Source organism: Limosilactobacillus pontis, assembly GCF_002940945.1.
In the GTDB taxonomy this organism is placed as follows: Bacteria; Bacillota; Bacilli; order Lactobacillales; family Lactobacillaceae; genus Limosilactobacillus; species Limosilactobacillus pontis_A.
The window spans coordinates 102345-117101 of sequence record NZ_PNFV01000007.1 but is presented as its reverse complement, the minus strand read 5'-3'; the positions used below and the strand labels follow the sequence as shown (position 1 = coordinate 117101).

The following is a 14757-nucleotide window of genomic DNA, read 5'->3' as shown; positions in this document are numbered from 1 at the left end:
TGAATAGCTCTAAATCAAATTAATTAAGCGAATTGACTTCGCAAATGTTTTGCTTCAAATCACCGAAGTGATTGAAGACCCTACACATTTAGTTCGTCAAAAACTTTGTTCAGTTTTCAAAGGTCTACCGTGCTGGCCAAAACCAGCAAAAATATTTTATCATAATCATCTAACTGAAGTCAAGAATTTTTTCAAATTCGCAAATGAATCAATCAAACGATCCTAATAAGCTGTTGCAAACGTGCCAATCACTAAAAGTAATTGCATCACGCTCAGACAACGATAATAACTATACCTACTCTCTCATGGATTGTCAACCGATTTTGCAATTAATTTGATTTAATTTATTAAAGCTGAACTTTCTAGTAGATCACAGTCTGTTGTATTCAAGGAATCCTAACAAGCACCATATAATGGCCATATATTATACGTTCCATTTTAAGCAAAGAAAAAGCCGAGTGACATCTCGTCACTCGGTTCTTCATAGTTAAGTTTACTTCTTGCTCTTTTCTGGCCGCATCGTCGGGAACAGGATCACATCCCGAATAGACTTGGCATCAGTCAGTAACATTACCAGCCGGTCAATTCCGATCCCGAGACCACCCGTTGGCGGCATTCCGTATTCTAGAGCCTGAACGTAATCAAGATCAACCGGTTCGGCCTCATCGTTTCCGTTTGCCTTCTCCTCAGCCTGCATCTCAAAACGGTGCTTTTGATCAATTGGATCGTTTAATTCACTGAAGGCGTTGGCCAACTCACTCCCATCCACGTAGAGTTCGAAACGGTCAGTCATGTCCGGATTATCAGCATTCCGCTTAGCCAGTGGCGAAACCTCCACTGGGAACTCGTAGACAAAGGTTGGTTGGATCAGGGTCTTCTCGACATACTCGTCAAAGAAGGCACTCAAAATGTGCCCCTTCTTCCAGAACGGCTTATATTCAACATGATGTTCGTCAGCCAGTTTCTTGGCGTCATCATCGGTCATAGCAGGATCACTAAAATCAATTCCCGTCTTCTCCTTGACAGCGTCAACCATCGTGATCCGCTTGAAGTCACTAGCTAGGTCGATATCATGACCCTGGTAAATAACGTGACCATTATCTGAAACTACCTTGGCAGCCGCCTTGACGATCCCTTCCGTTTCATCCATAACGTCATGGAAGTCAAAGTAGGCTGCATAGGTTTCCATCGTTGTAAATTCAGGATTGTGGTGCGGGTCCATCCCCTCATTCCGGAAGATCCGTCCCAGTTCATAAACCCGCTCGAAGCCACCGACAATCAGCCGCTTTAAGTACAACTCAGTCGCGATCCGCAGGTACATGTCGATATCCAGGGCGTTATGGTGCGTAACGAATGGCCGTGCATTGGCCCCACCGGCCTGGGTGTTCAGGATTGGCGTTTCAACCTCAGTAAAGCCATGGTCATCCATGTACTTACGGACGGCCTTGATAATTGCGGTCCGCTGGTGGAAACGCTTGAAACTCTCCGGGTTAGAAATCAAATCCAGGTAACGCTGCCGGTAGATCGTCTCCGGGTCAGTGACCCCTTCCCACTTATTTGGCAGTGGACGCAGAGCCTTGGCCAGGAATGTGATCTTATGAGCCCGTACCGTCAGCTCCCCGGTGTTGGTCTTGATAACATCCCCCTCGATACCAAGGAAGTCACCGATATCTGCCCGCTTGAAAATGTGGTACTGCTCGTCACCAACCATGTCCTTCCGGGCGTATACCTGGATTTTACCGGTCCGGTCAACAAAGTCCGCGAAGCCCGCCTTACCACTGCTCCGCTTCCGGGTCATCCGACCGGCAATGATTACCATAGCACCCTTGTCGTTCAGCTCGTCTTTATCGAATTGGTCATACTCGTCACGAATCTGTTGGGCCAGGTGGTCACGCTTAAAGCGACGGCCAAACGGTTCAATTCCCGCCTGTTCGAGCTCCTCCATCTTCTCACGACGAACACGCATTTGATCTAGTTCTTGTGACACAAAATTTTCCTCCTCTTATTGAGCTTGCTTGCGCGCAGCCCGCTTCATTTCCCGCTCCGCCGTCTGTTCAACAAAACGGTCAAAAATCTCGTTCATCTGGTCGCGGGTCTCTGCCTCTACCAGGGCCGCCTTGGTCCGGGCAGAACGCGGAATTCCCTTCAGGTAGTAGGTTGATAGGCCCCGGAATTCACGTACGCCGACGTACTCACCCTTGAGATCAATCAGCCGGTTCAGGTGCTCCTTGGCCATCTTGATCTTCTCGGCTGGGGTAGCTTCCGGCAGCAGTTCACCAGTTTCCAGGTAGTGTTCCGTCCGCGTCAGCATCCAGGGGTTCCCCATTGCGGCTCGGCCAATCATGGCGGCCGTGGCCCCAGTCATGTCCAAAACCTTCTTGGCATCTTCCGGCGTCCGGATGTCGCCATTGGCCATGAACGGGATCGTTAAATGATCAGCTACTTCTTTTAGTATATTCCAATCGGCGTGTCCCGTATACATCTGTTTTCGGGTCCGTCCATGCATGGCGATGGCGCTGGCACCCGCCCGCTCGGCAGCTAGAGCGTTCTTCACTGCATAGATATGCTTATCATCCCAGCCAGTCCGCATCTTGACTGTGACCGGCTTCTTAACGGCATCTGTGACGTAGGACACCATCTCATAGACCTTATTAGGATCGAGTAACCAGCGAGCCCCAGCATCGGTCTTAACAACCTTATTGACCGGACAGCCCATGTTGATATCGATCACATCGGCGGCAGTGTGCTCATCAACGTACTTAGCCGCCTCCACCAGGGTCTCCTTGGTGCCCCCGAAGATCTGAATTCCCATCGGGTGCTCACTTGGGTCGACATTCATCATGTTCAGCGTTCGTTTGTTGTGATACATGATTCCCCGGTCTGAGATCATCTCACAGACGACATATCCGGCGCCGAACTCCTTGCAGATCACTCGGAAAGCTGAGTTAGTCACACCCGCCATCGGGGCAACCACCACCTGGTTGGGAATCTCCACATTACCGATCTTCCACTTCATCTTTTCACCTCATTGTCTTCTCGGGAAATGGGTTGGCCAGCCACTTCCCGCCTATTTTTAATGTCCGATAACCAGACTATCATAGCACATCTCCTTGACCAGACCAAACAACTACTTTTGGGACGGTTTGTCGTCGTCAGCTTTCTGCTGCTTTGCGGCAAGCTCCTTGTCTGCCGCCGCGTCGGCAACCTTCTTATCATAGATCAGTTGAAGTTCATCCTCGCTGAATTCATACTTCTTACCACAGAACTGACAGACTGTTTCGGCATGGTGGTCCTCATCAATCAGCTTCTTCAGGTCCTTGCTTGCGATGCTCTCCAAGGCCCGGGCAAAACGCTGCTTGGAGCAGTCACACTCGTAGCGGACCGGCATCTTGTCAAGGATCTTCAATTCGTTGCCAAACATCTTATGAAGGATGTCCTCTGGTGTATCGCCATCCCGAAGCATTTCTGAAACAAGCGGCATCCCCTTTAACGTCTTCTCCAGCTTGCTAATCTCCTCATTAGAAGCTCCTGGCATAACTTGAATCATGAAGCCCCCGGCTACTTCAATACTGTCATCAGTATTAACGAAAACGGAAAGACCGACCGCGGATGGAATCTGCTCGGACTGGGCCAGGTAGTAAGTAAAGTCATCACCTAGTTCTCCAGAAACTAAGTTAACCTCACCAGTGTACGGTGTCTTATCTCCCGGCGCCATCTTAGTGACAGACAGGGTCCCCTTCGTGCCAACTGCACCGGCAACGTCAATCTTACCCTTATCATTACTCGGCAAGTTGACATGGGGGTTGCCCATGTAGCCCTTCACGGTACCGTTAGCCGTCCCATCGGCCACAATATAGCCAACCGGACCATTACCCTGGATTTTAACCGTCATTCCGGCCTCACCCTGCAAGCCTGCGGTAGCCAGCAAGAGAGTTCCAACGAGGGTTCGCCCTAGCGCTGCAGAAGATGCACTCCAGGTGTCGTGAATCTCATGAGCCTTCTCAACCAACTGGGTAGCATTTACGGCGTAGGCTCGGAACTTACCGTCCTTGGTCATGCTCTTTACTAAGTAATCTGTCGTCTTCATAATATTATTTCCTCCTTAAATTAAAAATAGGAGCGACACATTTTCGTTGTCTCGCTCCTATTTTAGCATTTTACTATTCACGGTGATCAGAATCTGCTGAGTCATCGTGACCCTGTTGATCATTATGATCATCTTGGCCACCTTGATCAGTAGGATGATTATCAGTTGACACTGGCTGATCATCCTTAGCCTGGTTATCAGCGGCTTCGGTCTTGCTATCCCGCTTAGCGTCCTCCATGCGTTCAAGTGCCCGCTTGGATTCTTCAAAGGTTTGAGCATAGGCCTTTTCGTCCTCAGCTGCGTGATCCTTTTCAGGGATCTTCCCGGTCTTGTACAGACTGAGAATCTCCTTCTCGTTCAGGGTCTCGTACTTCAGTAAGGCTTCGGCAATCGCTTTGTGCTGTTCACGGTGGGTCTCGATAATGTGAAGAGCCTGTTCGTGACCTTCATTTAAGATCCGCCGAATTTCCTCATCCACAAGAGCCGCCGTCTTCTCAGAGTATGGCGACTGGTCATAACCCTGACCAGCGAAGACCTGACCGGAGCTCTGCAGCTCGACAGGACCGATCTTCTCGCTCATCCCGTATTGGGTAACCATTGCTCGAGCGATCTGGGTCGCCTGTTCGAAGTCGTTGGAGGCTCCAGATGACTGGGACTTGAAGATCAGCTCTTCAGCAGCACGACCACCCATCAGACCGGCAATCTGCTCCTTAGCATTCTTCTTGGACATCAGCATCTCGTCCTCACGCGGCAGCATAATGGCGTATCCACCAGCTCGACCACGCGGCACGATCGTTACCTTATGAACTACCCGGGCATCATTGAGAACCAGCCCGACAATCGTGTGCCCTGCCTCGTGGTAGGCCACGGTCTTCCGCTCCTGGGCAGATTCGACCCGGTCGTGCTTGGCGGGACCAGCAATAACCCGGTCCTCGGCCTCGTCTAAGTCGGAAGCGTCGATCTCGCTCTTGCCACGCCGCGCCGCAAGCAAGGCCGCCTCGTTCAGCAAGTTGGCCAGATCGGCCCCGACAAAGCCAGGAGTCTGTTTGGCAATTTCCTTCAGATCAACATCGGCCGCAATCGGCTTATTCTTGGCGTGCACCCGCAAAATGGCTTCACGCCCCTTGACGTCAGGCCGGCCAACCAGAATCTTCCGATCGAAACGACCTGGCCGCAGAAGGGCGGGATCAAGGACATCAGAACGGTTCGTCGCCGCCATCACGATGACCCCTTCGTCACCCTGGAAACCGTCCATCTCAACCAGCAACTGGTTCAATGTCTGTTCACGTTCATCGTTGCCGCCGCCCATGCCGTTTCCACGACGCCGACCGATAGCATCAATTTCATCGATAAAGATGATGGCCGGTGCGGCCTTCTTAGCCTGGTCAAATAGGTCCCGGACACGGCTGGCACCAACCCCGACAAACATCTCAACGAAGTCCGAACCAGAAATGGAGAAGAACGGTACGCCGGATTCCCCGGCAACGGCTTTGGCCAGCAGGGTCTTACCGGTACCCGGAGGCCCCTCAAGCAGGACCCCGGATGGGATCTTGGCACCGAGACGGGTGAACTTCTTCGGATTCTTCAGAAATTCAACAACTTCAACCAGTTCCTGCTTTTCTTCCTCTTCACCGGCAACGTCGGAGAAACGAACCTTATTCTTCTTCGGGTCCGCTGGTTTGGCCTTGGTCTTACCAAAGCTCATCACCCCACGGCCACCGCCACCTTGACCAGCTTGGCCCATCAACATGTAGAAGAAGAAAATCATGATGACCAGTGGCAGCACCGTCAACAGCAGGTTCATCCAAATACTGTTAGTTTCCTCAGCCCGCGTACTCAGCTTAACATCGTGCTGGTTAGCGTACTTTTGCAGTTGACTAACCGTCACGTCGCTCGAAAGAACAGAGCTTTGGAAATTTGAAACCTTGTTGTCGCGTTGTGGTGCTAACGCAAAGCTGTTAGTGGAGTTTGCATTGTTGGCCTGCGGCTTACGATAAGTCCCAGTTACTTTGTATACCCCACCGTTTGGTTGAAGCTGGACACTCTTAACCTTATTGTCCTTCAGCTCGGTGATGAACTCACTTTGGGAAACAGTCTTACTCTGACTGTTGGATTGGTTACCGCCAAAGAAAAAGTAGACGATTCCCATGATACATAAGAACATCACGGCGTAGAAGAGAACGTTATGAGTGAAATTATTGTTTCTACGATTGTTGTTCATAACAACCTCCTAACTACCAGCATCAATTTTAATAATTGTACCCACTATAATAGCATACTTGACAATTATTGACCATTAATTAAGCGGGTAACCTCCAGTCCTAATCCTCTTGGTAGACGGACGGCTTCAGGATCCCGATATACGGCAGATTCCGATAGTAACCCTTATAGTCGAGCCCGTAACCAACTAGGAACTCGTTTGGCACCCGGACCCCGTAGTAGTCAACAGTCACGTCATATTGCCGGCCCTCGGGCTTATCCATCATCGTAGCGGTCTTGATACTCTTAGCACCACGCTCCTTCAAAAGGTCAACCAGGAACTTAAGGGTGTGACCACTGTCAACAATGTCCTCCATGATCAAGACGTTGCGTCCCTTGACGTCAGTAGTCAGGTCATGAATCAAGGTCAGCTTCCCAGTAGACTGGGCGCCGCCAAAGTAAGTTGAGATGTCGATAAAGTCAAGCTGGGCCATGATGTCCATCTTCTCGATCATATCGACGGTGAATAGAACCGCCCCAGTTAGAACTGAGATGATCAGTGGCCGCTTGTCACGGTACTCATCTGACAGCTGCTTGGCTAGGCGGTCTGTAGCGGCCTCAATATCTTCCTTAGTAAATAGGACCTTTTCGATATCGTTATTCATAACGCTTGTGCTCCTCTTTGTTTATAATCCCAATCAATAATTGCTGCCAGCGCTGGCGGTAATCGGTGGGCCGGTCAAACCAGCTCCACTTGCGATCAATCAGCCAGACTACCGTACCTGTGACGTCAACCAGGACTAGCTGACGGTCACGGGCGGCAGTCGGCACCTTTTGGTCGATCAGCACCCGACGAACCAGCTGGTGGCCACCTCCCTTGAGACGAAGGTGATCACCAGGCTGCCAGGGCCGCAGGGTCAGCGGCAACCGCTGCGGATCCAGCCACATTGTCATCACCTGGTCCCAGTCTACAGTCGCGAGCTGGTCGGACGGACTAGCCACTATCAGCTGACGACGATCGTCGATTGGGTATTGTTGGCCCAATTTTACCATATACGCCGCCTCATTTTGCCATTGGTCCGGCAATTTATTGATATTTTCCAACCAACAGGTACGATAGTCCTTAACTAAGACCCAGTCACCCGGTAAGTTAATCCGATCCTGCGGCTTCTGGGGATTAGCCAGTGCCTGACATAATTGCGTCGCCATCCCCGCCTTCAGGTCGGTTACCCCAGCTGTCTCCAGCCAGTAACGCAGTACCGCCTCCTGCTGAAAGCGTGGCAAGCGCAACAGACTTGCCAGTCGAAGGTGGTCACCATCCTGAATGGTACCCAAAAGATGGGTGAGTTCCTGTGCCCGCCAATTTAGTAGTCCGGTTAGTTGAGTCCGATAGTCTAGCAGATGCTCAATTAAGCGGGGATTCTCCCGCTCCAGAGCCGGAATAATCTGGTGACGGTAACGGTTACGGGATACTGTTAGCTCGTGATTGGTCTGGTCCTCATACCACTTTAATCCCCGCTGACGAGCATACTGATAAAGCTCGTTCTTGGTGAAATTCAGCAAGGGGCGGACCAATTTTCCCGTCCCCAGAGGCCGTTGGTCGTGAATGCCAACCAGCTGGTCGAGCTGGCCGCCACGGGTTAGCTTCATCAACATCGTCTCGGCCAGGTCGTTAGCGTGATGAGCAGTCACCACCGTTGTCGCACCGTACTGTCGCATCACCTGTTTGAAGAAGGCGTAACGAAACTGACGAGCAGCATTCTCCACCCCATGAACGGGATGATCAGCAGTCTTCCAGTGGGCCACCATCAAGGGCAGGTCATGCTGGCGGCAATACCTGCGCAGATAAGCTTCTTCATCTACACTCTGACTACGCAGCTCATGGTTGACATGGGCGACCAGCAGGCGGGGCTGTAAATCATCCGGTAATCCCTGGAGAAGATCAAGAAGAGCCATCGAGTCGACCCCGGTAGAGACAGCTACCACCACCAGGTCATTCCTAGCAAAAAAGCGGCCCTGTCTGAGGTGCCGCTCGAATTGTTTACGAATTGTCTCGGTCATGTTAGCTCCGCCGGCCGCCACGGCCGCCACGCTTACCGTCTGTCTGGCGTTTCAGCGTTGACAAACGAGATTCACTTTCCTTCAAGTAGCCTGCCAGCATGTCATCAAAGTTCTCATGCTGATGACTACTGTGGTGATGACCACCATTGAAACCACTCCGGCGACCATGGAAGTCATTGTTGCGTGCGTGGTGGAAATGACGTTCCTCACCGTGTTGACGATGATCAAAATGACCGTGTTCATGGCCTTCGTGTTGTTCGTGTGGAGCCGCCGCTTTCATCGAAAGGGCAATCTTACCATCGTCACCAACCCGGGTAACCTTGACCGTCACCGTGTCTCCCACTGACAAAACGTCGTGGATGTCCTTAATGTACTTATCAGAAATCTGACTGATGTGTACCAGTCCCGTCTGGTTATCGTCCAGGTCAACGAACGCACCAAAGTTTGTAATTCCTGAAACCTTACCTGAAACCTTTGCTCCCACTTCAATTGCCATGAAACTCTAAGATCCTCCTCGAATCATCTAATTATTTTTGTAATTAACTTGGTAATGAGTATACCATACATATTTCTACAAACAAGTATAGTTTGAACCATTATTAGTGCTAAATCAAGCGAAAAATCGCGCGGATCTGATCTTTCGACCATAATCCACGCGATACTCGTCAATCATTCAGATTATAAACTGTTTCACCCTTCTTGCTGTAATTGTATTTTGAACGAATTACCTGCTGAATGTACTCAGGGTCATGCAACTGTTTGACCTGTTGATTAAGCTTTTGCCCCTTAGCTTTCTGCGCCGCAAGCTGGGTCTGCGTCTGACGAATGCTGGCGTTGACCTTGGTAAGGGAATGCCGGCTACGTACGATTTGAAATCCCAGAAAGAGGAAAATGATGGCAAAAACCGCCACAATCCGTTCACAGCGACGGACATGAACACGGTGGCGTGCCGCCCGATCCATGCTTATCTGCTGGGTATGAGGGGTCTTAAGCTGAACAACTTTGCGATTTTTCAATTGATTCCCCTCACTTTCTATGATTTTATTCTCTTTTTAGTATATCAATGAAAGTGCCCGCTTGTCTATAACTTATCGAACAAAATATCAACATTTTTATAGTTTCAATCAAAATTTTCAGCGTACTTCTCGTCTATAATCTCATACATATCCTCAGCATCACTTTTCTTGGTGGTCTCCACGATCTGGTTGATCTTGACCACTTCAGTCTTGTTGCCAAACTTGATCGTCAAGGTATCACCAGCTGCCACCTTGGTCGATGACTTGGCCGGCCGGTCGTTAACCAGGATTCGCCCTTGATCAGCAATCTCCTTAGCGACCGACCGCCGCTTAATGATCCGTGAAACCTTTAAGAACTTATCTAATCGCATTTGTAATCCTCCATCATTTTCATGCTGCTTGGTTGTTGTTCTGCACGACATCGGCCAGGCCACCAACCAGCTTGAGAAGCTGATTGAGCCAGTCGCTGGTCGTCATCTTCGGCTGGATCACCAGTCGGATGGTCAGCTGCTGGTCGCGCTCTCCCAGGGTGGCCTTGAAGTGAGTTTTAGCCAGCTGCTTGATAATCGCGGCCACTTTGACCAGATGGCTTCCCTTAGGACTGAAGGTAATCATAATGTTATCCCGCTGACGCTTAATCTGGGCAATCAACGCCAGATCAGCACGCCGTTTCAATTTACTAATCAACAGTAGGTTACCAACCGCAGTCGGGTAGTCGCCAAAGCGATCAATTAAATCACCCTGGATATCCAACAGCTCGTTATCATCAGTGGCCTGACGAATGGTCTTGTACAGCTCAATCTTCTGTTGCTGGTCATCAATATAGTCATCCGGCAAGTAGGCCTCGACCCCCAATTCGACCTCGGCGTCAGCGGTTACTTTGACCTTCTTCCCCTGCTTTTTGGCCACCGCATCACTGAGCATGGCCGAGTAGAGATCATACCCTACCGAGTCGATAAAGCCGTGCTGCTGCTTACCGAGCAGGTTACCAGCTCCCCGGATCGCCAGGTCCCGCATTGCAATCTTGAATCCAGATCCGAGCTCGGTGAAGTCTCGAATTGCCGCTAACCGTTTCTCCCCCAGTTCGGTCAGAACCTTGTTAGGCTGATACATGAAATAGGCATAAGCAACCCGGTTACTCCGTCCAATCCGTCCCCGAATCTGGTAGAGCTGGGCCAGCCCCATCCGGTCTGCATTCTCCACAAAAAGGGTATTAACGTTAGGAATATCCACCCCGGTTTCGATGATCGAGGTCGTCACCAGAACATCGTAGTTGCCCTGGATGAATTCGTATAGAACTGTCTCCAGCTCATTTTCACTCATCTGGCCATTGATATAGCCAATTGCAGCCTCGGGAACAAGTTCCTTGAGCTTAGCAACCGTCTCCTCAATATCACTAACCCGATTGTGCAGGTAATAAACCTGACCGCCCCGCTGCATCTCACGCATGATCCCGTCGCGGATGGCACCGTCGTTTTGCTCCATCACATAGGTCTGAATCGAGAAACGGCCTGCTGGAGGAGTCTCCAAGACGGAGAGGTCCCGGACCCCCAGCATCGACATGTGAAGGGTCCGCGGGATCGGGGTTGCCGTCAGTGTCAAAACGTCAACGTTGTTCTTCAGCTCCTTGAGACGTTCCTTATGCTTGACGCCAAAACGTTGTTCCTCATCGACGATCACCAGACCAAGGTCCTTGAAGCGAACATCCTTGGAGAGAATCCGGTGGGTGCCGACGACGACGTCAACCTTGCCGGCCGCAAGTGCAGCATCGGTCTCTTTGAGTTCCTTGTTGGTCTTAAAACGTGACATCAGCGCAATCTTGATTGGAAAGCCCGCAAAACGTTTGGTCATGGTGTCATAGTGCTGCTGGGCCAGAACGGTCGTCGGCACTAGAAAAGCTACCTGTTTACCACCCGCAACCGCCTTGAAGATGGCTCGCATTGCAACCTCGGTCTTACCGTAACCAACATCCCCGACCAAAAGGCGGTCCATTGGCTTGGCCTTCTCCATGTCCTGCTTGATCTCATTGATGCTCCGTAACTGGTCACGGGTCTCCGTATAGGGAAAATTGGCATCGAATTGCTTCTGCAGGTAGTCGTCAGCCGGGAAGGCGTAACCCTTGGCCGTCTCGCGCTTAGAATAGAGATCAACCAGTTCGTCGGCAATGTCCTCAACCTTGGCAGCTACTCGGCGCTTAGTCTTCGCCCATTCATTACCACCAAGACGATTGATCCGGGGCGTCTTCGATTCGGACGAGACGTATTTCTGAACCAGATTCAGCTGGGTTACCGGTACGAAGATCTGGGCGTTGTTGCGGTAATTAATCACCATGTAATCCTGATGAACACCGTCAACTGTCATCGTCCGGATCCCGCTAAAGATCCCAATCCCGTGGTTAACATGGACCACATAGTCTCCTGGCTTGAGGTCGGTGTAACTCTTAAGTCGTTCCGCGTTGGCCAGTTTTTGGGGCCGATGACGCCGCTTGGTCACCTGCTTAAACATTTCACCCTCGGTGATAACCACCAATCCGCCTGCCGGCATCTCAAAACCGTTATTTAGGTTAGCCGCCACCAGTTGGATCACGTTGGGACGCAGAGCAGTAGTCCCGGTTTCGGTCGCCTCAATTCCAAAGTCGTGAAGGGTTCGGGCAATCTGGTCACGACGAGACTTGCTGTTGGCCATCAGGACCACGGTTTGACCCTGGTCAGTCCAGTGCTGAAGTTCCGTCTTGAGCAAGGGCATCTGACCGAAGAAACGCTGCATCGGCCGGGTCGTCAGTTCGACCAGCTGGGTGAAGCGCAGGCTGCCCATCCCCTTCTTGAAGAGAGCCCCATAAAGTTGGGCATGCTCGTCACTCTTGGTCAGCTGGTCTAGATCGTTGCCTAGTTGGGGAACCGTCACCAGCTGGTGGTACTTTACTTTATCGGCCAGCCAGGACTGGTCCTCGGCTGCCATCTGCTTAGCCGCCTGTTTAATTCGCCCAAAATCATCAAAATAGACTACCCCGTCAGCTGCCAGGTAATCGAGCAAGGAGTGAGCCGCCGGGTAGACCAGATTACTGAACTCTTGGAGATCATTAGTTAGCCGGTGCTGGGCGAGCGCCGTTAACATCGGTTCAAAACGGTTGGCGACCTGTTGACGGATATCGTCATCCGTGTCCGTCAACTGTGCCATCAGCTGGTGATACTGATCAGTTACCGCCTGACGGACCCGGTCAAATTCGGTCGGAGGTAGGATAAAGTCGGTAGCGGGCAGAATCTCTACCTGGTCAATATTCTTGATACTTCGCTGAGTACTGGCGTCAAAGTAGCGTAACGAGTCGACCTCAGTATCGAAGAGGTCGATTCGGACCGGATCGGTCGTGTTCAAAGCGTAAATGTCAATAATCGACCCCCGGACCGCAAAGTCACCGGGACGCAGGACCATCTTCTGCAACTGGTAGCCCATTGCACTTAACTGATCACGGGCCTGCTGAGGATCTAATTCATCCCCGGCTGCAACTTTTAGGGTGGCCTGAGCAAAGAACTTGGGGGAGACCACGTTTCGGCGCAGCCCAGCCGCCGACGTCACCACGATAGCGGCTTCCTGCTTACCCAGCGCCGCCAGGGACTGCACCCGTTGAAGGCGGTAGTTAGGCGAGCTGGTTGCCACCTCAGCCGCTAACACCTCCTCAACCGGAAATTGAAAGATCCGTTCTTCACCAACCAAGCTGCCCAGATCGTCGGCCAGCTCCTGCATGTGGGCTATGCTGTCAGTCACCACCAGGAGCGGTCGAGTCTGCTTATCCTGAAGTGCCGACAAAAGGAGTGCTCGTGCCGAGCCGGAGATGCCGGTGACCAATTGACGACTGGCCGGTTTCAACCGTGTGCTAATCTTCTGAAAAGCGGGCATCTTTTCAATAAAGTCCGCAAGCTGCACAACTATTCACTCCCTTCACTAATCCTGATTCCTTAGTTATAGTCATTCATCAACTGGGCGAAATCCTCACCCTTGAGCCAGTCCTCTAGTGCGTGCTCTGCCTGTACAACAGCCGCATCGAACTGGGGCCGTTCCTCCTTGGTAAACTTACCCAGGACATGGCCAACTACCGTCCCATGCTGGGGGTGGTCGATACCGAGTTTAACCCGGTTAAACTGCTTAGTACCCAGGGCGTTGATGATACTCTTCAGCCCGTTATGACCACCTGAGGCACCATGAGTTTTCAGACGGATCTGACCAACCGGCATATCCAAGTCATCGTTGACAATCACTAGGTCGGCGAGGTCCAGACCATAATAGTCAACCAAAGGGCCAACCGCCCGTCCTGAGTCGTTCATGAAGGTAGTTGGTTTGACCAGCATCACCTTCGTACCGTTGATCACGCCGCTGACCGCGACCGCTTCCTGCTTGAGATGGCTAAAAGCCCCCAAGTGATAGTCCCGAGCCAGCTGGTCCACGACCATGAAACCAGTATTGTGCCGCGTCTCATCGTAACGGGTCCCGATGTTTCCTAAGCCAACAATCATCTTCATAATTATTCTCCATCCCTTCGCGTCAAAAATGCAAAAAGGCCGCACGGGAGAGAACCCCGTCCAGCAGTGTATCCGTTACATATTATACGCTTACCGCCCCAAAGTGAAAACTATCATGCCCCGTTAGCAGTAATTCTAAATCCATTTACATTGCTTTCTCATGCTCATGGCAGTACTGAAATTGTGTTATGATGTTTAGTGCACTTAAGAAACGAAATAGAGGAATAGTATCATGATTTTTAGTTCACTCATCAAGAAAAAGGACACTCTGACGACCCTACCCGAAACAGCCACCCTTGCCGAAGCACTGACGGTCTTGGAGAACACCGGCTATCGTTGCGTGCCGGTCCTCGACGAGTCTGGCAAGATCTTCCGGGGCAATATTTACAAGATGCACCTCTACCGTCACAAGTCCCGCAATGGCGACATGAACCTACCGGTGACTGCCCTGCTCAAGAACGCCACCAAGTTTGTATCCATCAAATCAGCCTTCTTCTCGGTCTTCTTTGCTATCCGTGACCTGCCCTACATTGCAGTTCTCGATGAAAATAATCAGTTCTACGGAATTCTGACGCACAACAGCCTGCTCCGAGTCCTAGCAGAAGGCTGGAATGTCAACAACGGCAGCTACGTTCTGACGGTGGTCGCTCCTGACGAACGAGGAGCACTGATGACGGCTACCAAAGAAATCACTCGCTACTGCCAGATCGTTAACGTTCTTTCTTTCGACCCTCAGCACTCGTCGGTCAAGCAAATTCTCTTTACCCTGCCAGCCGACGTCAGCCACGAAAAAATGGAGAAAGTCGTTAAACGCCTGACTAAGAAGGGATTTGAGGTGCCCGAGGTTGAGGACCTACACCAGGGTTACTGATAAACATGA

Annotated in this window: 12 protein-coding genes; 1 reads left to right on the top strand and 11 read right to left on the bottom strand. The window is 51.2% G+C overall.

Features of this window, described 5'->3' with window-relative positions; translation table 11 throughout:
• Positions 1-493: 493 nt before the first annotated feature.
• The 11 genes from lysS to pth all read right to left on the bottom strand — a co-directional run bounded on the left by lysS (position 494) and on the right by pth (position 13877).
• A complete protein-coding gene (gene lysS / locus CK797_RS06990) occupies positions 494-1987 on the bottom strand; it encodes a lysine--tRNA ligase (protein WP_104689038.1) in 1494 nt (497 codons plus the stop codon).
• Positions 1988-2002: 15 nt separating this feature from the next.
• Positions 2003-3016, bottom strand: coding sequence for a tRNA dihydrouridine synthase DusB (dusB, locus tag CK797_RS06985; RefSeq protein ID WP_104689037.1), 1014 nt, complete (start codon positions 3014-3016; stop codon positions 2003-2005).
• 111 nt (positions 3017-3127) lie between these two features.
• A complete protein-coding gene (hslO, locus tag CK797_RS06980) occupies positions 3128-4087 on the bottom strand; it encodes an Hsp33 family molecular chaperone HslO (protein WP_104689036.1) in 960 nt (319 codons plus the stop codon).
• Positions 4088-4160: 73 nt separating this feature from the next.
• Entirely contained in the window at positions 4161-6308 is a 2148-nt protein-coding gene (gene ftsH / locus CK797_RS06975; RefSeq protein WP_104689035.1) for an ATP-dependent zinc metalloprotease FtsH, read from the bottom strand.
• 100 nt (positions 6309-6408) lie between these two features.
• Positions 6409-6951 carry a hypoxanthine phosphoribosyltransferase gene (hpt, locus tag CK797_RS06970; protein ID WP_104689034.1) on the bottom strand — a complete coding sequence of 181 codons (543 nt, stop codon included), beginning with the start codon at positions 6949-6951 and terminating at the stop codon, positions 6409-6411.
• Positions 6944-8347, bottom strand: a complete 1404-nt coding sequence (gene tilS, locus CK797_RS06965) for a tRNA lysidine(34) synthetase TilS (protein ID WP_104689033.1) — start codon at positions 8345-8347, stop codon at positions 6944-6946. The genes hpt and tilS overlap by 8 nt, the downstream gene beginning before the upstream one ends.
• 1 nt (position 8348) lies before the next feature.
• The gene (locus CK797_RS06960) at positions 8349-8843 is read right to left on the bottom strand and encodes a S1 domain-containing RNA-binding protein (protein ID WP_104689032.1); all 495 of its coding nucleotides are present in this window, start codon (positions 8841-8843) and stop codon (positions 8349-8351) included.
• Between the two features lie 169 nt (positions 8844-9012).
• The gene (locus tag CK797_RS06955; RefSeq protein WP_225365039.1) at positions 9013-9363 is read right to left on the bottom strand and encodes an FtsB family cell division protein; all 351 of its coding nucleotides are present in this window, start codon (positions 9361-9363) and stop codon (positions 9013-9015) included.
• Positions 9364-9467: 104 nt separating this feature from the next.
• Positions 9468-9734, bottom strand: coding sequence for an RNA-binding S4 domain-containing protein (locus CK797_RS06950; protein WP_104689031.1), 267 nt, complete (start codon positions 9732-9734; stop codon positions 9468-9470).
• 19 nt (positions 9735-9753) lie between these two features.
• The gene (gene mfd / locus CK797_RS06945) at positions 9754-13257 is read right to left on the bottom strand and encodes a transcription-repair coupling factor (RefSeq protein ID WP_181049543.1); all 3504 of its coding nucleotides are present in this window, start codon (positions 13255-13257) and stop codon (positions 9754-9756) included.
• A 59-nt stretch (positions 13258-13316) separates the two neighbouring features.
• Positions 13317-13877, bottom strand: a complete 561-nt coding sequence (pth, locus tag CK797_RS06940; RefSeq protein ID WP_104689029.1) for an aminoacyl-tRNA hydrolase — start codon at positions 13875-13877, stop codon at positions 13317-13319.
• 232 nt (positions 13878-14109) lie between these two features.
• Here pth and cbpA point away from each other — a divergent pair, with 232 nt between their 5' ends.
• Positions 14110-14748 carry a cyclic di-AMP binding protein CbpA gene (gene cbpA / locus CK797_RS06935; protein ID WP_104689028.1) on the top strand — a complete coding sequence of 213 codons (639 nt, stop codon included), beginning with the start codon at positions 14110-14112 and terminating at the stop codon, positions 14746-14748.
• Positions 14749-14757 lie beyond the last annotated feature (9 nt).